The sequence below is a fragment of the Ureibacillus sp. FSL E2-3493 genome (assembly GCF_038077515.1).
GTDB lineage: Bacteria > Bacillota > Bacilli > Bacillales_A > Planococcaceae > Ureibacillus > Ureibacillus halotolerans.
Genome location: NZ_JBBOPK010000001.1, coordinates 1,103,765 through 1,125,913, shown reverse-complemented (window position 1 = coordinate 1,125,913; position 22,149 = coordinate 1,103,765). Strand labels below are relative to the sequence as shown.

27 protein-coding genes are annotated in these 22,149 nt (G+C 35.7%); all 27 read right to left on the bottom strand.

The window, feature by feature from the left end:
• Nucleotides 1–60: 60 nt before the first annotated feature.
• Nucleotides 61–945 (bottom strand): translation elongation factor Ts, encoded by an 885-nt coding sequence (gene tsf / locus MHH69_RS05835; protein ID WP_341361880.1) that lies wholly within the window; start codon nt 943–945, stop codon nt 61–63.
• 197 nt (nt 946–1,142) lie between these two features.
• Nucleotides 1,143–1,865, bottom strand: coding sequence for a 30S ribosomal protein S2 (gene rpsB, locus MHH69_RS05830; protein ID WP_122970385.1), 723 nt, complete (start codon nt 1,863–1,865; stop codon nt 1,143–1,145).
• Nucleotides 1,866–2,022: 157 nt separating this feature from the next.
• On the bottom strand, nt 2,023–2,514 hold the full coding sequence (locus MHH69_RS05825; RefSeq protein WP_341361879.1) for a hypothetical protein: 492 nt from the start codon (nt 2,512–2,514) through the stop codon (nt 2,023–2,025).
• Nucleotides 2,515–2,619: 105 nt separating this feature from the next.
• On the bottom strand, nt 2,620–2,925 hold the full coding sequence (locus tag MHH69_RS05820) for an RNA polymerase subunit sigma (RefSeq protein WP_122970383.1): 306 nt from the start codon (nt 2,923–2,925) through the stop codon (nt 2,620–2,622).
• Between the two features lie 11 nt (nt 2,926–2,936).
• Nucleotides 2,937–3,707 (bottom strand): FliA/WhiG family RNA polymerase sigma factor, encoded by a 771-nt coding sequence (locus MHH69_RS05815; RefSeq protein ID WP_122970382.1) that lies wholly within the window; start codon nt 3,705–3,707, stop codon nt 2,937–2,939.
• A gap of 207 nt (nt 3,708–3,914) precedes the next feature.
• Nucleotides 3,915–4,205, bottom strand: a complete 291-nt coding sequence (locus tag MHH69_RS05810) for a hypothetical protein (protein WP_122970381.1) — start codon at nt 4,203–4,205, stop codon at nt 3,915–3,917.
• Entirely contained in the window at nt 4,202–4,705 is a 504-nt protein-coding gene (locus MHH69_RS05805; protein WP_341361878.1) for a chemotaxis protein CheD, read from the bottom strand. The genes MHH69_RS05810 and MHH69_RS05805 overlap by 4 nt, the downstream gene beginning before the upstream one ends.
• Before the next feature lies 1 nt (nt 4,706).
• Nucleotides 4,707–5,339, bottom strand: coding sequence for a chemotaxis protein CheC (locus tag MHH69_RS05800; protein WP_122970379.1), 633 nt, complete (start codon nt 5,337–5,339; stop codon nt 4,707–4,709).
• Nucleotides 5,340–5,371: 32 nt separating this feature from the next.
• The gene (locus tag MHH69_RS05795) at nt 5,372–5,815 is read right to left on the bottom strand and encodes a chemotaxis protein CheW (RefSeq protein WP_341361877.1); all 444 of its coding nucleotides are present in this window, start codon (nt 5,813–5,815) and stop codon (nt 5,372–5,374) included.
• Nucleotides 5,816–5,842: 27 nt separating this feature from the next.
• Nucleotides 5,843–7,906, bottom strand: coding sequence for a chemotaxis protein CheA (locus MHH69_RS05790; RefSeq protein WP_341361876.1), 2,064 nt, complete (start codon nt 7,904–7,906; stop codon nt 5,843–5,845).
• A gap of 15 nt (nt 7,907–7,921) precedes the next feature.
• Nucleotides 7,922–9,082 carry a protein-glutamate methylesterase/protein-glutamine glutaminase gene (locus MHH69_RS05785; protein WP_341361875.1) on the bottom strand — a complete coding sequence of 387 codons (1,161 nt, stop codon included), beginning with the start codon at nt 9,080–9,082 and terminating at the stop codon, nt 7,922–7,924.
• Nucleotides 9,083–9,955, bottom strand: coding sequence for a MinD/ParA family protein (locus MHH69_RS05780; RefSeq protein WP_122970375.1), 873 nt, complete (start codon nt 9,953–9,955; stop codon nt 9,083–9,085).
• A complete protein-coding gene (flhF, locus tag MHH69_RS05775; RefSeq protein WP_122970374.1) occupies nt 9,952–11,097 on the bottom strand; it encodes a flagellar biosynthesis protein FlhF in 1,146 nt (381 codons plus the stop codon). Before flhF ends, MHH69_RS05780 begins: the two co-directional genes overlap by 4 nt.
• Nucleotides 11,094–13,127 (bottom strand): flagellar biosynthesis protein FlhA, encoded by a 2,034-nt coding sequence (gene flhA, locus MHH69_RS05770; RefSeq protein WP_122970373.1) that lies wholly within the window; start codon nt 13,125–13,127, stop codon nt 11,094–11,096. Before flhA ends, flhF begins: the two co-directional genes overlap by 4 nt.
• A gap of 21 nt (nt 13,128–13,148) precedes the next feature.
• Nucleotides 13,149–14,237, bottom strand: a complete 1,089-nt coding sequence (flhB, locus tag MHH69_RS05765; protein ID WP_122970372.1) for a flagellar biosynthesis protein FlhB — start codon at nt 14,235–14,237, stop codon at nt 13,149–13,151.
• A 1-nt stretch (nt 14,238) separates the two neighbouring features.
• Entirely contained in the window at nt 14,239–15,015 is a 777-nt protein-coding gene (gene fliR / locus MHH69_RS05760) for a flagellar biosynthetic protein FliR (protein WP_122970371.1), read from the bottom strand.
• A gap of 4 nt (nt 15,016–15,019) precedes the next feature.
• The gene (gene fliQ / locus MHH69_RS05755) at nt 15,020–15,289 is read right to left on the bottom strand and encodes a flagellar biosynthesis protein FliQ (protein ID WP_122970370.1); all 270 of its coding nucleotides are present in this window, start codon (nt 15,287–15,289) and stop codon (nt 15,020–15,022) included.
• A 12-nt stretch (nt 15,290–15,301) separates the two neighbouring features.
• Complete coding sequence (fliP, locus tag MHH69_RS05750) at nt 15,302–15,967, bottom strand: flagellar type III secretion system pore protein FliP (protein WP_122970369.1); 666 nt, start codon at nt 15,965–15,967, stop codon at nt 15,302–15,304.
• Complete coding sequence (locus tag MHH69_RS05745; protein ID WP_341361874.1) at nt 15,967–16,650, bottom strand: flagellar biosynthetic protein FliO; 684 nt, start codon at nt 16,648–16,650, stop codon at nt 15,967–15,969. Before MHH69_RS05745 ends, fliP begins: the two co-directional genes overlap by 1 nt.
• Nucleotides 16,651–16,654: 4 nt before the next feature.
• Entirely contained in the window at nt 16,655–17,017 is a 363-nt protein-coding gene (locus MHH69_RS05740) for a response regulator (protein WP_122970367.1), read from the bottom strand.
• A 21-nt stretch (nt 17,018–17,038) separates the two neighbouring features.
• Complete coding sequence (gene fliY / locus MHH69_RS05735; protein ID WP_122970366.1) at nt 17,039–18,262, bottom strand: flagellar motor switch phosphatase FliY; 1,224 nt, start codon at nt 18,260–18,262, stop codon at nt 17,039–17,041.
• Nucleotides 18,255–19,250 (bottom strand): flagellar motor switch protein FliM, encoded by a 996-nt coding sequence (gene fliM / locus MHH69_RS05730; protein ID WP_122970365.1) that lies wholly within the window; start codon nt 19,248–19,250, stop codon nt 18,255–18,257. The genes fliY and fliM overlap by 8 nt, the downstream gene beginning before the upstream one ends.
• Nucleotides 19,251–19,296: 46 nt before the next feature.
• On the bottom strand, nt 19,297–19,728 hold the full coding sequence (gene fliL, locus MHH69_RS05725) for a flagellar basal body-associated protein FliL (protein ID WP_122970364.1): 432 nt from the start codon (nt 19,726–19,728) through the stop codon (nt 19,297–19,299).
• Nucleotides 19,715–19,939 (bottom strand): flagellar FlbD family protein, encoded by a 225-nt coding sequence (locus MHH69_RS05720; protein ID WP_122970363.1) that lies wholly within the window; start codon nt 19,937–19,939, stop codon nt 19,715–19,717. Before MHH69_RS05720 ends, fliL begins: the two co-directional genes overlap by 14 nt.
• 72 nt (nt 19,940–20,011) lie before the next feature.
• Nucleotides 20,012–20,977, bottom strand: coding sequence for a flagellar basal body rod protein FlgG (gene flgG / locus MHH69_RS05715; RefSeq protein WP_341362953.1), 966 nt, complete (start codon nt 20,975–20,977; stop codon nt 20,012–20,014).
• Between the two features lie 114 nt (nt 20,978–21,091).
• Entirely contained in the window at nt 21,092–21,469 is a 378-nt protein-coding gene (locus MHH69_RS05710) for a TIGR02530 family flagellar biosynthesis protein (RefSeq protein ID WP_122970499.1), read from the bottom strand.
• Nucleotides 21,470–21,483: 14 nt separating this feature from the next.
• Nucleotides 21,484–22,146 (bottom strand): flagellar hook assembly protein FlgD, encoded by a 663-nt coding sequence (flgD, locus tag MHH69_RS05705; RefSeq protein ID WP_122970362.1) that lies wholly within the window; start codon nt 22,144–22,146, stop codon nt 21,484–21,486.
• Nucleotides 22,147–22,149: the final 3 nt, after the last annotated feature.

The window sequence follows — 22,149 nt, the reverse complement described above, 5'->3', positions numbered from 1 at the left end:
CGTAAAACTCAATAAGTCAACAAACCATACAATAATCGATTTGTTTTCTTATTTCTTATATTAGTTACCTTTAACTTGATTCATTACTTCTTCAGCGAAGTTATCTTCACGTTTTTCAATACCTTCACCAACAGCGTAACGTACGAATGAAGTTACATTACCACCTGTTGTTTTAACGAAGTCACGAACTTTTTGATCTGAATTTTTAACGAAAGTTTGGTCAAGTAAGCAAATTTCTTCGAAGTATTTACCAAGACGACCTTCAACCATTTTCGCTACGATGTTTTCTGGTTTACCTTCGTTTAAAGCTTGTTCTGTTAAAATTTTACGTTCGTGAGCAACCTCTTCTTGAGAAACTTCATCACGAGATACGTATTTAGGGTTAATTGCAGCGATGTGCATTGCAACATCTTTTGCAGCTTCTTCGTTAGTAGATCCTTCAAGAACTACTAATACACCGATTTTTCCGCCCATGTGTAAGTAAGAACCGAACGCATCGTTGTCAGTTTTTGTTTTTACTTCGAAACGACGAAGAGTAATTTTTTCACCAATTGTTGCAACAGCAGTTGAAATTTGGTCAGCGATTTTCACACCTTCAGCGTTAGCAATTTCTAAAGCAGCTTCAACTGATGCTGGTTTTGCAGCTAAAATTTGTTTTGCTAATTCTTCAACAAGTACTTGGAATTTTTCGTTTTTCGCAACGAAGTCCGTTTCAGCGTTTACTTCTAAAATAACCGCTTCATTTCCTTCAGTTAACACGTAAGTTGTACCTTCTGCAGCGATACGGTCAGCTTTTTTAGCAGCTGAAGAAAGACCTTTTTCACGTAAGAAGTCGATAGCAGCTTCGATGTCACCATCAGTTTGTACTAAAGCTTTTTTACAGTCCATCATACCTGCGCCAGTTTTTTCACGAAGTTCTTTTACTAATTGTGCAGTAATTGCCATTTGAAGTTTCCTCCTCGGGTTATCTAATATTAAATTTTTTGTAACATATGCTTTAAAAAAAGGTGATAAGAGGTTTCATCCACTTATCACCTTTTTGTAGGCAGCTAAGAAAGTTCAACACTTCCTTAGCTGCATAAGTGCAACTAAGGCTTATCATCAGAAAACCTGCTGTTTAAGCTAAGTTATCTAATAGTGAATTACTCAGCAGCAACTACTTCTTCAGCTGGAGCTTCAGATTCACCTTGTTTTGATTCAATAAGAGCATCAGCCATTTTTGCAGTTAATAATTTAACAGCGCGGATAGCATCATCGTTTGCAGGGATTACGTAGTCGATTTCATCTGGATCACAGTTTGTATCAACAATACCTACGATAGGAATATTTAATTTACGAGCTTCTGCAACAGCAATACGCTCTTTACGTGGGTCAACCACGAACATTACATCTGGAATACCAGCCATATCACGAATACCGCCTAAGAATTTAACAAGACGTTCGTGTTCTTTTTTAAGTTGAATAACTTCTTTTTTAGGAAGTACGTCGAAAGTACCGTCTTCTTCCATTTTTTCAATTGCTTTCATACGAGCAACACGTTTTTGGATTGTACCGAAGTTTGTTAAAGTACCACCTAACCAACGTTGGTTAATATAGTAGTTACCAGAACGTTCAGCTTCTTCTTTAATCGCTTCTTGCGCTTGTTTTTTAGTACCAACAAATAGTACTTTACCGCCATCTTGGCCAACTTGACGCATGAAGTCGTAAGCTTCTTCTAATTTCTTAACTGTTTTTTGTAAATCGATAATGTAGATACCGTTACGTTCAACAAAAATGTATTTTTTCATTTTTGGGTTCCAACGGCGAGTTTGGTGTCCGAAATGTACACCAGCTTCAAGTAATTGTTTCATTGAAATTACTGACATGAATAGTTCCTCCTAGATTTTTGGTTTTGTTCCTCCGCATTTTTCATCTGTAACAAGCAACTTTTTATTCAAAAAGCACCACTTACTACATCAAAATGCGTGTGTAATTAACACCAATTGATAATATAACACACTGAATATCTATATGCAACAAATTTTACGCATGAAACTTAATCAACAGCTCTATTTCAGTCTTTCCTTTTTGGGTAATTTTTGCGATTTCATCAATCGTCTTCCCTTCTTGATGCAAATTTAGTACCTTTTGCTCAAAATCTGGGAGACTAGATTTGTTGTTTTCCCCTTGATTTTCGACCTCTTTTTGAAAATCTTGAGAATCCTTTTGTTTTACCGTCATCGCTTTTTGTTTCTTATAAGCATTTTCTACTTTCATTTTCGGAATATATGTTTTGGTTTCAACGGCAGGTTGTTGATTTGCATTATCAACTGAACTTTTTTGCGAAGGTTCCTTTTCTTCCACCTTTTCCATCTTAGCCAATGTCGATTCGTTTATTTCATTATTTTTCAACTCTGTTTGTTTTACCTTCGTCAGTTCTTTAATAAAACGATCATTTTCTTCCTTTATCTCAACAAGATATAGGGCAAGGGCATCATCCATTTCCCGAATGAGTTGATCCTGTCGTTTTTCCAAATCTTTAAACTTTGAGACTTTTGTATTTAAAAGAATTATGAAATAAAAACAGATGAGCTGAGAAATTGTCAATATGATAAGTACTATAGCGACCATATTGTTCTCCTATCCACTAAAATCAATAATATTGCCTTTATAAGGATGCTTTGCTTGTTGTTCCTTTTCCTGCTGTTGCTTTTTATCCTTCGACATATCATGTTGATTGTGTTTTTCTTTTTTTTCTCTATCGGAAATTTTATCTGTTTTTTCCGTATCAACAACGGCTAGTTGTTTTCTTTCAATTTCTTTTTTTAATGCTTCATTCGCATTATATTGTTGTTGAATAACATTTTGCTGATGCTGTTCAACCATTTTTCCTGCATCGTAAGTTTTTGGAATAGCAATTTGTAGTTCAAGTCCTTTTAAACTCACAATATTCCCCCTTAGTCATGAATGACTTCGTTTGAAAGACACTTCCGTAATTTAAACAATGCCTTTGAATGAATTTGAGAAATACGGGAAGTAGATAATTCGAGTATCTCTCCAATTTCAGTTAGGGTTAATTCTTCTGTATAAAATAAACTTAAAACCAGTTGTTCTTTTTCATTTAATTTTTTTATATTTCTTTCTAAATCAGAAATCAATTCCGCATGCACAGCTTCTTGTTCAGGCGTTTTCGTTTGATTATCTCGAATAACGAATGCTTTTCCTTCTAACTCTTCTTGATCTTGTTGTTCGTTAATTGATAATACATTAGAAAAGAAATGTTCTTGCACTGTTTGGTATACTTCATCAATCGGTAAATCCATGAACTGAGCGAGCTCTTCAGGAGTCGCATGGCGCATTAGTTGCTGTTCTAATTTTTCAATTTGTGCTTCCATCTTTTTTGCTTTTTCCCTTGCCGAACGTGGTAACCAATCTTCTTTTCTTAAGCCGTCGATAATAGCACCGCGCACTCGGAAGGAAGCATATGTATCAAATTTCAAATCTCTATTTATGTCAAATTTATTTAAAGCATCAAAAAGTCCCATCATCCCCAAGCTCATCAAATCATCTCGAGATACATTTTTAGGAACACCTGCACCTATCCGTTGTACATGATAGGAAACAAGAGGCTTATATTTTTTAATAAGCATGTTACCTGCATGAGGATCTCGATCATTAAGCCAGCGATTCCAAAGGGTTTGTTCATTATCAATTTGCAGTTGTACCATCGAATCCACCTCTCTTACAAACGTTCCTTACTACCAATTATTATATCAAATGTCACAAAAAAACACACTCATATATTAGATAAAATACATTACCTTTTGGACTATTTTTTGCAATTAACTATGAAAAAAGAGCCGTTTCCCCGACTCTTTTCATTTAATTATCAATAATTTGTCTTTTTTATGACGAATTTCCAGGAACATTCTAAATTAGTTCCTTTGAGGTTCATCTCTCAATTCAATCGTCGACAAATCCTTTTCATCTTGAGGCTGTATTTGTATAGAATCATTTCTATCCGTAACCAAATTTTCTTCAGGTGTATGTAATATATAAGCGATTACAAATCGAAAGGCATACATAAGAAGAAATGAAATAATGGCAGCTATAAAAGAACCGATCAGGACCTTTAAAGGTACATCTTTAGATAGCGTACTAAAGAAATAGAGGGAAAACCCGATGATGGCAGCCCAAAAATTATAAAAAATAGATCCAAACATCATATTTCCATCACTCCTTGATTCACCGTTCGAATGTTCAACATACAAGTAGCGGGATTAAACTCAATTGTTCTTCCACTATTGCCTCCCGTATCTTCAGCAATTATCGGAATGCTATTTTTCTTCAGTTCCTTTTTGACAGCTTCGACATTTCTAGGACCAATTCTCATAGTATCTTTAGCAGAAGTAAATTTAAACATTTGTGCACCACCAGCTATTTTCGCCTTTAATCGAAAGGTTTGAACACCTTCAATTTTTAATCTCTCAATTAAAGCTTTTATGCCGGTATCGGCAAATTTAGCTGAATTCAACGTTTCGGCTCTAGCTAAATTGGAATCGGGTAACATTATATGAACTAACCCTGCAATTTTTTTAGTTTCATCATATAACACAACTCCAACGCAAGAGCCTAAACCGGATGTTCGAATTGTATCGGGCGTTTTTACTATATCTAATTCTGCAATTCCCACTTTAACGACTTGATGATTAATAGATTGAATCATGTTATGAAACTCCTAATGATTTAAAAATCGATGTAAAGGATTCAGGATCTGGTAATAAAAAGAAATGTCCTTGAACTTCATTTCGATGCTTTATATCTTCTTCAAAAATAGAAGTATTAATGGCAATAACATGGTCACTAACTTCAGAAATTTCAATTAACCCAATACTAATGATCGCCCCAAACATATCGACACTTAAACCTGGAACGGTTGGATAAATTTTTAAGCCAGTAAAATCAGACAAAGCCGACAAATAGGAACCAGACAATATATTTCCCAACTCTTGCATGGCGGATAAACCGATTTCTGAAATTGGATGTTCATTAAAATTAAAATGTGGATCGTTAATTAACCTTTGAATAAAACGATTTGCTTGTGCAATAGGCAGAATGAAAAACATACTACCGTCCACATCACCTTCTATGCGAAGATAAATACCAACAACGACCGTTTCAGCGCCACCAACATGCTCCATCATGTCATTAAACGACACCATTTCCACCTTTGGCACATGCATATCGATTTTCTTTCTTAACAACTCAGAAAGGGACGTCGCAGCATGTGCAGCACCTATATTTCCTATCTCCTTTAAAACATCTAAGTGCAGCGACGTAATTTTTTCAATTTGTCCCATTACTTTATCCCCACTTTTAACTGAAACATCATTTACTCAGCTGGATTTAATACTTTATCTAGATGCAATAATATTAATAATCGATTTTCCAATTTTGCTACACCAGATATAAAATCAACTTCATTGGAGCCTACTACTTCCGGTTGTTGTTCAATGGCGTTGACCGGTATATCAATTACATCATTTGCTGAATCGACTACAAATCCAACTTCCATCTCATCCGTCGTAATAATAATAATTCGAGTTGTTTCTTCGTTATCAGATACAGGTATTCCGAATCGTTCACGTAAATCAATAATAGGTGTGACAACTCCACGTAAATTAATAACACCCTTTACATATTTCTCCGTCTTAGGAACCCGCGTAATATGCATTAGTTTTTCAATTCCTTGTACATTCGATAAAGGAATGGCATATTCCTTATCTGCTAATTGAAAGACAATGACCTTTAAAATCTCTTGTTCAACAGCATGCATGACCAACACCTCTTTCATTCATCTTCATTATTTCATTAACGCATTGCAATCAACGATTAATGCTACTTTACCGTTTCCTAAAATAGTCGCTCCAGAAATAGCAAATATGTTTGTTAAGTAGTTTCCTAATGACTTCAGAACGATTTCTTGTTGACCGATAAAGGAATCTACTACTAAACCTGCAAGTTTTTCACCTTTACGAACAATGACTACCGAATGGTAATCTTGATCAATTTGTTCTTTTCTCGGTACTTCAAAAATTTCCTCTAAGAAGATAAGTGGCACTACCTTGCCTCGGAAATCAATTACTTTTTGGTTATGAGCATTTAAAATGTCACTGTTTTTAATAATCGACGTTTCAATAATTGATGATAAAGGAATCGCATACGTTTCTTGTTCAATTTCTACTAACATAACGGAAATAATCGACAACGTTAATGGCAATTGAATCGAGAAGATTGATCCTACTCCTTCAGTTGATTCAATTGAAATATTTCCACCTAATGATTCAATCGTCGTTTTTACAACATCAAGACCTACACCACGTCCTGAAATATCAGAAATGACATCTGCTGTAGAGAAGCCTGATGCAAAAATAAGCTCGTTAATTTGTTTATCAGATAAAGTAGAAGCTATTTCCTTCGAAACAATCCCTTTCGAAATCGCTTTATTTAATACTTTGTCCCGGTTAATTCCTGCACCATCATCTTCAATTTCAATGAATACATAGTTTCCACTATGGTAGGCACGTAACGTTACATTTCCTTCTTCCGGTTTCCCGTTAGCACGGCGAACTTCAGGACTTTCAATACCGTGATCTACAGAATTTCGAATTAAATGGACTAATGGATCTCCAATTTCATCGATTACTGTACGATCAAGTTCCGTTTCAGCACCAATGACTTCCAGATTGATTTTTTTCTTTAAATCACGGGATAGTGTCCGAACCATTTTCGGGAATCGATTAAATACCGTTTCAATCGGAATCATTCGCATTGTTAACACTATATTTTGTAAATCGCCCATTGTGCGGCTCATACGCTCAACAGTCTCGTTCAATTCAGCATGTTTCACTTCCGTAGAGATCGATTGAAGTCTTCCTCTATCAATTACTAGTTCTTCGAATAGATTCATTAAAATATCTAGACGTTCAATACTTACTCGAATCGTTTTACTCGTTGCATGTTTTGTAGGAGAAGAAGTTTTTTGGCTAACAGATTCTTCTTGTCCCTTTTGTTGAGGAACGATTGGATTTTCGTTTTCACGAACTTCTTCTATAGTAGTTGCGGCTTCTGCTGAAGCTGATGTAATGAATTTATCCTTCGTTAACTGTGTAATCGTAACTTTCTCAACCTCAGAAACTTTTAAAATTTTACTATGCAGTTCATCTACACTTGTTTGAGTAATTAATGCTACTTTGAAATCTTGATCAAACTGTTCTTCTTCTAATTTGTCTACAGTTGGTCTTGATTTTACAACATCGCCATTTTTTTCTAAAATATCAAAAACCATATATACGCGTGCTGCTTTCAATAAACAATCCGCACGTAATGTAACCGAGATTTCATATGCATTGAATCCTTGTTCGGTTGATTGTAGTATTACAGTCTTTTCAAAGCTGTCATAATCCAATTCGAGACTATTTTGCTCTACTAAAGTCGTAGTAGCCACTTCGGCCGCAGCTAGTTCAACAGCATTTTGTTGAACCGGTTCACCAGATTCAATTCTTTTTAATTTCGCAACAGTGTTCGAAACATCTCTTTTTCCATCTCCACCGTCCGCAATATTCATAACCATCGCTTCCAAATGATCGACCGATTCAAACACAACATCTAGTACATCAGGAGTAACTAGTATTTTTTCGTTACGAATAGCATCTAAAACATTTTCCATTTTATGGGTCAAATCTGCTAAATCTTCGTAGCCCATTGTTGCAGACATCCCTTTTAATGTATGGGCTGAACGAAATATTTCGTTTACAATCGCAATGTCTTCCGGATTTTTTTCAAGCTCTAACAAATTGTCACTGCATGATTGTAAATGTTCTTTACTTTCTTCGATGAACATTTCTAAATATTGATTTAGTTCCACTAGAAAACACTCCCTTTAAGGCATATATTTCATAATCGCTTGAGCAATATCGTCAACATCTACTACTTCATCGACAAGTTTTGTTTCAATGGCAGCTTTTGGCATACCGTACACAATACATGTATTCGCTGACTCCGCAATTGCAATTACATTTCCATTTTGTTTTAAATCGACTAATCCCTTTGAGCCATCGGATCCCATTCCCGTCATAACCACAGCAACTTTATCAAAGTCTTTTATTTTACTCACACTTTCGAACATGACATCTACAGCTGGTCGATGGCCTGAACGTGGTGGTTCATCATTATCCAAAACAATTTCAAAAATTGAACCGACTTTTTTTAGTTTTAAGTGATAACCACCAGGAGCGATATAAGCAACACCTTCTTGTAGTTGCTCACCATGTTCAGCTTCTTTTACATTTATTTGACTTAACTGATTCAAACGATCTGCAAGAGATTTAGTAAATCCTGCCGGCATATGTTGAACGATTAAAATCGGTGCTTTTATCGTTTTCGGTATTTTTGTGATGACCTCTTGTAATGCCCGTGGACCACCCGTTGATGTACCTATTAGTAGTATCTTTTTCGACGAGTTCAAAGGTTGTTTTTGATGATATAACCTATCCACATCGCTAAATCTTTCACTTATTTTAGGTAGAGTAATAGTTGATTGACGGAAAGTCATATCTCGTTTTAAAAGACTCGTTGTAGCATTACCTACAGATGTATTTGGTTGTCCAATCGGTTTTTTTAATTTAGCAACGGAAACATGCACAGCTTGCTCTACTTTATGTACTAATTCTTCTTTAACTTTATGTAAGTCGAGAGAGATTGTTCCACTTGGTTTTGCAACAAAATCTACTGCTCCATTTTCCATAGCTTTTAATGTTGTCTCAGCACCACTTTTAGTTGTACTGGAAAGCATAATAACCGGAACTGGGCATTGCTTCATAATTTCCTTCAATGCATCTAACCCGTTCATTTCAGGCATTTCTACATCCATTGTCACAACATTTGGTTTTAATGATTGGATTTTTTGAATGGCGTCCTTACCATTACGAGCTGTGCCAATCACTTCAATTTTTGAATTATCTGCAAAAAAGTCGCTAATTAGCTTTCTCATAAAAGCCGAGTCATCTACTATTAATAGTTTGCTTTTTGGTGAGAATTCCAATTAATCACGCCCTTTCGAAAAAATACTTCGCAATTTCGATAAGAAGGTAGTCGTTTTTGCTTGACCATGTACTTCTATCATTTGACGATCTACAAATTGTTGCACCATCACTTTCAAAGTTGTTGCAATAGGACTATTAGGGTAAGCAATGGAAAAGGGCACTTGTTCTCGAACAGCTTTTCTTACAGATGTATCTTCAGGTAAAGAACCTAAAATTGAAACTTGTTTATTTAAAAATTTCATCATCGTATTTTCTAGTCTACTCAACGTTTCTATTCCTTCTTCTTTAGAGAAGGCTCGATTACATAATAGATAAAATGTTTTACTTTGATCCCTTAAATGGATAAACTTCATCATCGAATATGCATCCGTTATAGCAGTTGGTTCCGCTGTTGTAATGACAATTATTTCATCAATAGAAGTAAGTAGATCCAAAGACCAACTAGTAGCACCAGCACCCATATCAAACAAAATATAATCGAAGGACTTTTGCAATTGTTCGAAGGCATCGATTAACCCATTAAACATTTCTTCGGACCATTCTATGATAGAAGCCATACCCGAACCGCCGGAAATGTATTGCAAGTTATGGGGACCTTCATACATGACTTCCTTCAATGAAACTTCTCCGAACAAGTAATCTTTCAAACTATAACGGGCCGTTTTACCTATGATAATATGGACATTTCCCATTCCTATGTCCATATCAATCACAACAACCTTTTTACCTAGTTTGGCGAGATTAATTGCAAAGTTGGTAGAAAAATTACTTTTACCTACTCCTCCTTTCCCACTAACTACAGCGATGGACCTTCCTAAAGCACCTTGACTTTCCAGCATTTTCATTCTTAACTTTTCAGCTTGATCTCTCATGAAAATTCTCCTTGAAAGAACAATTCTAGGACTTTTTCAAGATTAGCTTCTTCCATATCTTCTGGTACTTCTTGTCCATTTGTATAGTAAGCAAGTCCTTTATTATATTTAATCATTAAATTGAACATAGTTCCAATAGAATTTGTTTCATCTATCTTCGTAAAGATAAATTTACCTATATTTATCCCATTAAACTGTCGAGTAATTGTATCCATATCCCCTTCCTTTGCCGTTAAAGCAAGGACTAAATAGGATTCAACTTCCTCATCGAAGTTAATCATTTTTTTTAGATCTTCTACATATTTCGCTTCTTTATAATTCCGTCCTGCGGTATCAATGAACACTAAATCGAGATGGGCAAACTTTTCAATGGCAGCTTTATAATCGTTGTCGTTATATACAATTTCAACCGGTGCTTGTAGAAGATTGGCATAGGTTTTTAATTGTTCTATAGCCGCGATTCGGTACGTATCCGTTGTAATGAAGCCGATTTTTTTCTTTTTTTCCAATACCGAACGGGCTGCCATTTTGGCAATGGTAGTTGTTTTTCCTACACCAGTTGGCCCTAATACATTGATATATTTCCGCTCATAGGACAATCCACCCATCGGTAAGTCAGATAAACGGTTCCGAAGGGTGTTCATTGCTATTTCTTTCATCTGTTCCTTTGTTAAAGGTTGATTGGAATGTTTTTGGTGCACAAAAAGCTCATCACTAATTGCCGTGATGAGCTCTCCGTTAAGCTCTTGACGTTTTAAAAAGTCAATAAGGGGCACAACATGCTCCGGTACATCTGATTGAATCGTATGCCTATGCATTGACTGCAACATAGTCTTTAAATCTGCTATTTCATTTTTCAGTTCATTTGTTACTGAATCGTCAATTTGTCCTTGCAAAGGTTGCACTGGCCCTTTTAAATTTTTCATTTGAACTGGTAAATCAGGTAGACTTGAAGAATTTGATTGCAATTCTACCTGGTCCACCCCTGCAAGTACTTCAAAATTCTTTTGTTTAATTAAACCGAATAATTTTTTTGTCACAACAACTTTTGAGTTAATGATGACGGCATCTTCGCCTAAATCTGCACGTACCAATTTCATCGCTTCTGCAATTGAAGGTGCTGTATATTTTTTCATTTTCATTCTACATTCACCACTCCAACACTTTGAATTTCTACATTTGCATCTAATTCATTATAGGACAAAATCGGTATTTGAGAGAAATAACGTTCTGTTAATTGTCTTAAATACATCCGTATTCCTGGTGAGCATAGAATGATAGGAGATTGTTCCATAAAGGATACTCTCTCAACTTCTTTAGCAATTGCTTCTAAAACTGCTTGGGAATCTTGAGGGTTCATTGCTAAGTAATTTCCATGATCCGTTTGTTGAATACTATCTGCGATTAGTTTTTCTATTTTTCCAGGAATCGTTATCACTTTTAAATTTGGACCATCTGAAACATATTGGGACGTTATTTGCTTAGCTAAAGCTTGACGAACATACTCTGTCAATACATCCGGGTCACTCGTTAATTTTGCATAGTCCGCCAATGTTTCAAAAATAATTGGTAAATTACGAATCGAAACATTTTCTTTTAACAGTTTTGCTAACACTTTTTGAATCTCACCAATCGATAAAGGTGTTGGTGTTAATTCGTCTACAAGTATTGGATAATTTTCACGTAAATGATCAACTAATTGTTTTGTTTCTTGACGACCTAGTAATTCATGGGCATTTGCACGAATAATTTCAGTTAAATGAGTAGAAACAACACTCGGTGGATCAACGACTGTATATCCGAGCATTTCCGCATCTTCCTTCGTTTTTTCAGTAATCCATTTTGCAGGAAGACCAAAGGATGGCTCAATCGTATCGATTCCGTCGATGGAATCATCTTCACCTGGACTCATTGCTAAATAATGATCTAGTAATAACTCCCCTTTTGCCATTTCATTCCCTTTAATTTTAATGCGATATTCATTCGGTTGGAGTTGAATATTATCACGTATTCGTACAACAGGAATAACAATACCTAATTCCAATGCTAATTGCCGCCTGATCATGACAACCCGGTCTAATAAATCGCCACCTTGAGCTGCATCGACTAACGGAATTAATCCATAGCCAAATTCAAATTCAATTGGATCGACATTTAATAAATTCACTACATTTTCAGGACTCTTCATTGTATCTGTTGCTACTTCTTCTTCAATTTCAAGTAATTCTTCCGGATCTTCTTGCTTTTTATTATGAATCATATAAGCTCCGCCAATTAAAATAAGTGCAATAGGAATTGTAATCCAATCCGGAATTGGCGTGAATAATCCTAAAAGGAATATCGTTCCCCCAGCGATATATAGAAGTTTCGATTGGGCAAACAATTGTTTTGTAATATCTTCTCCTAAATTTCCATCTGATGCTGCACGGGTTACGACAATACCCGTCGCTGTTGAAACGAGTAAAGCTGGAATTTGGGCAACAAGACCGTCACCGACTGTCAGTTTTGAGAAATGGGAAGCAGCATCTGTTAACGAATAATCAAGCTGGAGCATCCCAATGATAATACCAAACAACAGGTTGATAAAAACCATAATAATCGACGCTATCGCATCACCTTTAACAAATTTCGTTGCACCATCCATTGCACCGTAAAAATCCGATTCCTTTGAAACTTTTTCTCGGCGCTCTCTTGCTTCTTTTTCAGAAATCATCCCGGCATTCAAATCCGCATCAATACTCATTTGTTTACCAGGCATTGCATCTAATGTAAATCGTGCTGCCACTTCAGCGACACGTTCTGAACCTTTTGTAATGACGATGAAGTTTATAATCACTAACAACATGAAAATGACTAAACCGACTAATACATTCCCACCTGTAACAAATTCACCAAAGGTTTCGACCACATCCCCCGCATCCCCATTCGCTAAAATGGCACGGGTTGTCGATATACTTAACCCTAATCGGAATAATGTTAATAACAAAATAATCGAAGGGAATATGGCAAAGTCTAATGCTTCTTTCATATTCATTGTTACTAATAAAACGAGTAAAGATAACGTGATATTAATAATAATTAAAAAGCTTAATAACCATGTCGGTAGAGGGATAATGAGCATGGCTACAATCATTATTACTGCAGCTAGTACCCCTAAGTCGCGAATCTTCATGTTTTTCCCTCCTACTATGGTTTAAATTTTGCGCTTAATACGGTATACATACGCAAGTATTTCGGCAACTGCTTTAAAAAATTCCTCTGGAACTTGTTGTCCAATTTCCACTTGATCATACATCGCCCGAGCTAGTGGTCGATTTTCAACCATGACGACATCATTTTCTTTCGCAATCAGTTTAATCTTTTGAGCGATAAAATCTGTTCCTTTTGCTACAACTGTAGGTGCTTCCATGTTTTGCTCATCGTATTTTAAGGCAATTGCAAAATGGGTTGGGTTTGTAATAACAACGTCTGCATTTGGGATTTCCTGCATCATTCTTCGCATTGCCATTTCACGTTGACGTTGCTTAATTTTCGATTTTATTTTAGGGTCACCTTCAGAATTTTTATATTCATCTTTTATATCTTGCTTCGACATTTTTAATTGTTTTTCATATTCATATTTTTCATAAAAATAATCAAACAATGCAATGAGTACAAGTACAATAGAAGCAGCAATCCCCATCATACCCGTTAACTTTGCAACGGTAGTTAAAGTATCCCATGGACTCTGGAACGATAATGAAAGTACCTCTTCTAAATTCATCCAAATAACAACCGTTGTTACGGTCCCAATAAATGATATTTTCAATAGAGATTTTAATAGATTTACGATTGCTCTAACGGAAATAATTCGTTTAATTCCTTTTATCGGATCAATTTTCTTTAAATCTAATTTCATACTTTCCATTGTAAATAGAAAACCAAATTGTAAATAGTTCGCTGCTATTGCCCCAACTACTGCAATTAACATAAAGGGTAAAAGTATTTTTGCCATCTCTTTTAAAGAATCCGAATACATTTTCATGACAGTTTCTACCGTTAGCGATTCAATGAGCATATTTTTTTGAAAAGCTTGGTTAAGAAAGCCGAATATGCTTTCAATCATTGTTGGCGCAAACATGTATAGAAACAGAAAAAGAATTAATAGCACAAATGCTGCTGTTACATCTTGACTTTTAAGTACTTGACCTTTTTTCCTTGCATCTTGTCTCTTTTTAGGTGTTGCTTTTTCCGTCTTTTCACCAGCAAAAAACTGAATGTCTAATGGGAGTAATAATTTCAAATTAAGCACCACCTAACAATCGCATTAAATCTCGCATTGAAAGTATCATTAATTCTACTAATTTTTCCATAACTTCAATCATTACACCGAGGGAAACGATTAAAACAAGAAAGCCAATGGCGATTTTGACCGGAAACCCAATAACAAAAATATTTAATTGGGGTACCGTCTTAGCTGTTATCCCTAAAGCTAATGTCACTAAAAATAAGGTAGCAACAATAGGTGCTGACATTTGAAAGGCGATGGCAAATACCGAAGCAAATACTTTCATTATAAATTCCACTGTATTTTCATCTCCGAACTTCGGAAACAATTGGTCGATTGGCATAAACTGATAGCTGTAAAAAATGCCATCTAAAATCAGGTGGTGTCCATTAATGGAAAGTAACACAAACAAAATTAAAAAATTTAAAAATTGACCCATTAATGGTGTTTGGGCACCCGTTTGTGGATCGATAATGTTCGCCATAGCAAAACCCATTTCAAAGTCAATAAAACCACCTGCAATTTGAACAGCGGATAAAATGATATGAGCAATCAAACCGATCATTAACCCAATAATTGCTTCTTTTAAAACGAGTAATATGTAATTTCCATCAATCGGAATAGCTGCCGCACTCATCGTGTAATACATCATCCAAGATAATACACATGCTAGAGCAATTCTCAATTGAGGAGGAATGGTACGATACGAAAAAAAAGGGACTGACACAAAAAAAGCAGATACTCTGACTAAAATTAACAATAAGACGGATAATTTAGGGATAATTTCTGTCATTTTATCACCCTATATATCGAGTCAAATTGTTCAAAATGTCAGTAACATATGCTGTCATTTGAGAAATCATCCAAGGCCCGAAAAAAATAATGGCTACTAAAACCGCGATAATTTTCGGAACAAAAGATAGAGTTTGCTCTTGAATTGATGTTGTTGCTTGGAATATACTGACAATCAAACCTGAAATAAGCGCAATCAGTAACAATGGTCCTGAAACGATAAGGACAATCCATATAGCTCTCTCTGCAATTGCAATGACCATTTCTTGGCTCATTCGTATCATCCCCTAAAAACTTTGAAGTAGAGACTTGATGACTAAATACCATCCATCTACTAAAACAAATAATAATATTTTAAACGGTAGTGATATCATAACTGGTGGCAACATCATCATCCCCATTGACATCAGAACGCTAGCTACTACCATATCAATCACAATAAAGGGAATAAAAATCATAAACCCTATTTGAAAGGCAGTTTTTATTTCACTTAAAGCAAAGGCTGGAACAAGCATCGTTAACGGAATTTCTTCCACTGAAGCTGGTCGCTCTGCCTCATTGTAATCTAAAAACAACTCTAAATCTTTTTGTCTAGTATGTTCGGCCATAAACTCCTTAAAAGGTAAGGAAGCTCTATCATAGGCCTCTTCTAAACCAATTTCTTCATTAAATAATGGTTGTAATGCTTGTTCATTTACCTCTTGAAATGTAGGTGCCATAATGAAAAACGTTAAAAATAACGCTAATCCGATAATGACTTGGTTTGGCGGCGATGTGTTTGTCGCTAATGCGGTTCTTGTAAAGGATAAAACGATCACTATTCGCGCAAAGGAAGTCATTAAAATTAAAATACTTGGTGCCAACGATAAAACGGTTAAAACTAAAAGTAATTTAACGGAAGTGGAAACATTCGTTGGATCACTTTCAGAAAAGAATGAAATAAAATCTTGCATTATTTATCTTTCTCCTTTTCCTTCCATTTTTCCAACTCTGTCTGACGGTTTTGTTGCATCTCATTCAACCGTTTAGTTAACAAAGATTTAAAATTACTATTCATCGATTGATCACCATTGGTGGATTCCACTTGTTGTTTATCGTTACTTTTCAACTTATTTATTAACTCTAAAAAGTACGGTTTTGTCGTGGCAAAGCTTTGTTTTTCATTAAAATATTGCACCAATTGTTGCACTTCTTCTTCATCATGAATTTCTTTCAGAAGTTGAACATCCTCACCAACACCAACTATGTATAATTTATCGCCAATATGGAGAAGTTGTACGGATTTTTGAGGTCCGACTGTAATTCCCCCAATATTGCGAACAAGACTATTTTGTTGATAAGTGCTACTTTTTTTATTAATAAATTTTAAGACAAAGACAAGTAACCCTAGTACGAATATTAGGCAGATTAACATTTTAAAGTATTCCCACAGCCCTAATCCAACATCTGCCGAATCAGATTGTTCTTCATCGGCAGATGACTTTGAATCATCACAAAGCTCTGGATTTTGTAAACATTCGTCGGTAATCATTTGATTACCTTGACTTGCATAGGCAAAATTCGCTGGTGTAATAAACAATAATACCAATAAGATAGGAATCAATATCCGAAATTTTGCTAATTGTTTTTCATTCATACGATCAACCTAATGCTTTTTGTATAGCTTCAATTACACGATCAGCTTGGAATGGTTTTACGATAAAGTCTTTCGCACCCGCTTGAATAGCATCGATAACCATTGCTTGTTGTCCCATCGCTGAACACATAATAACTGTTGCTTTTGGGTCGGCGGATTTAATTGCTTTTAATGCTGCTATCCCGTCCATTTCAGGCATTGTAATATCCATTGTTACTAAGTCTGGTTGTAATTCGTTGTATTTTTCTACCGCTTGTGCACCATCAGCAGCTTCTCCAACTACTTCAAAACCGTTTTTTGTCAAAATGTCTTTAATCATCATACGCATGAATGCAGCATCGTCAACTATTAATATTTTTTTAGACATATAATTTCCCTCCAAATAATACTATTTTAAATGATTTAATCGTTCGCTTTGACTCATAATATCCGTAATGCGAACTCCGAAGTTTTCATCGATTACGACAACTTCACCTTTCGCAATTAAACGGCTATTTACTAAAATATCTACTGGTTCCCCTGCTAACTTATCTAATTCAATAATAGAACCAGAAGCAAGCTGTAGAATTTCTTTTACCGAATGTTTAGTACGGCCAAGTTCAACCGTTACTTGTAAAGGAATATCTAGTAACATATTTAAATTGCGAGCTTCATGTTGTGTCATATTCGCATTTTCAAAGGATGCGAATTGGGCTTGTTGCACATTAACCGGCTGTTGCGGTGGCTGATAAGGTGGCATTCCATAGTTATAGTTTGCCGGTTCCTGATAAGTTGTAGCAGCTTGTTGTTCATATACAGGTGGCTGCTGATAAACGGGTTGTTGCGACGATATTGGTTGTTGTGGCGCAACAGGTGGTGCTTCTTGTACAACCGGTTGTTGTACCTGAGGTTGACTAACGGATTCTTCCTGTTCCTCATTCAGCAATGTTTTGACAATTTTCTTCCCAAAATCAAGTGGGAATAATTGCATTAAGTTGGAATCGATTAATTCACCGATTTTTAATCTAAATGAAACTTTCACTAATAGATCTTCGTCCGGTATTCGTTCATTCCCCTCATTTTGAGGAATGTTTAAAATATCAATTGTTGGTGGCGAAATATCTACCTTTTTATTGAATACGGTTGACATTGATGTTGCAGCAGAACCCATCATTTGATTCATTGCTTCTTGTACAGCGCTTAATTGAATTTCACTTAAATCTTGATTTGGATGTAAACCATCGCCACCAAGCATCAAGTCTGCAATGATCGCAGCATCTGATTGTTTAATAACTAATAGGTTCATGCCAGATAAACCTGTAGTATATTCCACTTGTACCGCCACATATGGTTGTGGAAATTCTTCTTCTAATCGATTTCTATTAATCATTGAAACGACAGGAGTTGTAATATCTACTTTCTGACCTAATAAGGCAGATAAGGCTGTTGCTGAACTTCCAAAGGATATATTCCCTACTTCTCCTAAAGCATCTTGTTCGATTGAACTTAAGTAGTCTTCAACACGAAGTGGTGTCCCATCTGTAGTAATCTCAGTTGCAGAGTCGTTATCGTCTAACGATTCGCCCCTTAATAATGCCTCAATTTCTTCTTGGGAGAGCATACCATCACTCATCTTCGTCTCCTCCTTCCAAAGGGTCGATAATTTGGATTGCCATTTTTTTGTTTCGTTTTCCTGGTTGTACTGTAAATTTAGGAATACTGCCAACCTTTAAAATGAGAGGTTCATCTATTTTTTGATCTAATTGAATAACATCCCCTCTACTCATATAAAGGAAATCTTCAACGGTTATATGAGTTGAGCCAAGCTCCGCTATAACCGGTAACTCCGCTTGTTTAATTCGTTTTTCTAACATTTGTGACTGTTCAGGGGAAGCTTCTTTTGTATTCGATTGCATCCAATATTGAACAGACAAATTATGAATAATCGGTTCAAGGACAACATGGGGGATACAAATGTTAATCATCCCTGTTGTTTCTCCTATAATCGTATTTAAAGAAATTACTACGACCGTTTCGTTTGGTGATACCATTTGTAAAAATTGCGGATTCACTTCAAGTTCCACTAACGTAGGATCAATTTCAGCAATCGTACTCCAAGCTTCCCGCAAATTATCAAAGGAACGTTCAAATAAACTTGTCATAATTTTTTGTTCTATTTCTGTTAAATTGTCGACATTACTATAGCTTGAACCACTTCCCCCCATTAAACGATCTAACATGGAGTAAGCGATATTTGGATTAATCTCCATCAAGATATTACCATCTAACGGCGGTACTTCAAATACATTAATTAAAGTCATATTCGGAATTGACCTAACAAACTCTTCGAATGGAATTTGGTCTGCCGATGCAACGGTAATTTGCACATATGTTCTTAACTGTGCTGAAAAATAAGTCGTTAATAATCTCGCAAAGTTTTCATGTATTCGGGTCAAACTTCGGATTTGATCCTTCGAAAAACGAAGAGCACGTTTGAAATCGTAAACTTTCACTTTTCTAGTCTCTTCTTCTTTTTTCATGTCATCCGCGGACATTTCACCCGTTGATATTGCTGAGAGCAGCGCGTCAATTTCGGATTGGGATAATACATCTCCTGCCATTTGCCCACCTCCATTTCAAGATTTACATAGTTCTAATGAATCCCATTTACTGGATGATGTAGGAGGTAATGTAAACTTGTTGAACTTCACCATCTTGCATCAATTCATTTATTTGGGTTTTAATTGTCGATTCAAAGGTTGCTTTCCCTTGCTTCCCATTTAAATCATCTTTTTTCATTTCTGAAAGCTGTTCAATCACTAAATTTTTCGTTTGGAAATCTCTTTTTGTTAGTTCTTCTGCAGCTTCCTTACTATCTGTTTGGATTTTTAGAGATAATCTAACAACACTATTATCAGCTAAGTTTGTCGTTAACTCCGGTACATCCACAGATGCCTCCAAAATTTCATCAATGGAAGGTTCTTCAGATGCTGCTGTTTGTTTATTCAATTGTGTTAATACGACAAACAGGACAACACCTATTAACGTAATCGTTACTAAAATAATAAGCATTATGGTTAATAACTTATTTTTCTTCATCGTTATCACCTCGTAAATGGGGGTTGGATAATACTTGAATATTTTTATAAAAATGAGCTACTCTATTTCGTATTTCTTCTTCACTTTCTAACACGATAAATTTCCGTCCAGTCGTGAGCGTTATCGTTGTGTCAGGAAAGGCTTCCACTGATTCTATGTATAAAGCATTTAATGAAAAAGGTTTACCATTCAATCTTGTCAATTCAATCATTGAAATGGGGCCGGGTCTTTTTTAAAGAGTGCCGGCCCGACCCTCCTTTACAATGAAATTAGTTTTCTATCTTTATCGTTTTAAGTTTACAAGTTCTTGTAAAATTTCATCGGAAGTTGTAATAATACGAGAGTTCGCTTGGAAACCACGTTGTGTAACGATCATTTCCGTAAATTCTTCAGATAGGTCTACATTTGACATTTCTAATGCGCCTGAAACAACTGCTCCAATACCTTGTTGAGTTGCGATTTGTACGCTTGGATCACCAGAGTTTTGTGTCATTTGGTAATAGTTATTCCCAGTCTTTTCTAAACCACCAGCATTCGGGAATTTTGCCAATAACAATTGACCTGCAAATTGAAGTTTACCATTTACATCAACATATGTAACGGTACCATCTTGTCCAATACTCATCGATTGTGCATTTGTTGGAACTTTAATTGGTCCGTAGCCATCCACATCTATTGCACCATCTGCATAAAGACTATCAGTCCCAATTGCGGCAGTTGCTTCCGCTTTGTCCGTTTCTGCATTACTTACAGATTCTTCAACTACTTGATCATAAAGTTGATCATTTGAAACACCTACTAAATATTTACCATCTGAATTTACTAAGTATCCGTTACGATCCATATAGAAATTCCCTGCACGTGTATATAGGACATTATTGAAACCAGAATCCGCAGCGATTTCGCCATCCGCATTTGGTGCTTGTGTTGAATCACCTACCATAAAGAATCCGTCGCCTGAAATCGCTAAATCAAGAGTTCTTGCAGTCGTTTGAAGGGAGCCAGTTCCATGGATTGTATCGATCGCAGCAATTTGTGCACCTAATCCGATTTGTTTCGCATTCGTACCACCTGTTGCTCCTGTAGGACCAGATGCACCAGCAGTCGTTTGTGAAATTAAATCTTTAAATACGACTCTCCCTTTTTTGAAACCGTATGTATTTACGTTTGAAATATTGTTCCCGATTACGTCAAGCTTTGTTTGGAAGTTTTTTAAACCAGAAATACCTGAATACATAGAACGTAACATAAGTAATTGTTCTCCTCTCGTTTTCCAATTATTTTTCATGTGTTGCCTCTGTCATTCAGCAACACTAGGCATCCCTAACCTTTAGTTAAAAACTAACTCGGTCCTGCCTATCATTTAAAGTACAATTGTCCCATCAATATTCGTAAACAATTGCTCCTTTGCTTCTGTGCGTTCCATCGCTGTAATAACGGTTGCATTTTTTGCACTTACAATCAACGCAGCTTGCTCCATCAAGACTAATGGTTGATTCACACCTTTTGAACGGGCTTCAAAAACTTTGTCCGTTACAACTTGCCATTGTTGTTCAGAAATTTGAATATTTCTTTCTGTTAATCTTTCATTTGCGTGTTTACTAATTTTAAGCTCTCGATTGCTCGTTGCTTCTTGTAAATGACTTACAAAAGATTGTTTTATTTGGGGCGAAGTTGTTTTATTAGGTTGAATTTGAACTGTTGGTTGTAATGGCAAGTGTTGAATTCCAATACGATTCACCTTTGTCACCAACCTTATTCATTTATCAATTCAAATTCATCTCTTTGTAATCTTTCACCATTGTTTAAAATGTACTCAATTAATGTATTATTTGTTGTTACTGATTCGATTGTCGCTTGTATCATTTTTCCATTAGATGAGTATTGAATCGTTTGACCGATTAATTGGCTTGCTTTCACTAATGGATTTTCTTCTTCTGTACTTGAGGTAGCATCCGTATTTAGGATAGATGAAATATTGCCAGCTGTAATTTCTTTCCCATCATCGAGAATGAAGACAGCTTGTCCATCAACAAATTTCATTTCATTAATAATGCCTGTACCTTCATTAATGATATAATTACCTTCTTCATCTTTTTCATCTGTTATTTCATGCCATTTTACTTCTTTTCCTACAAATGTTGTATATGACATCAATTGCGTTTGAATTTGAGACATTAATAAATCTTCCATTGCTGTTGTCATATTTTGCATTTGTTCTAAAGAAGAGAATTGAGCCATTTGCGAAATAAACTCTTTATCATCCATTGGTTGAGTCGGATCTTGGTTTTGTAATTGGGTGATTAATATTTTTAAAAAGGCGTCTTTACCTAGACTGGAATTATCACCCGTTTCACTATATTTTGTAGTCGGGGTTGGTGTTAAATAATAATCATTTGTAATACCCGTTGTAGCCAATTG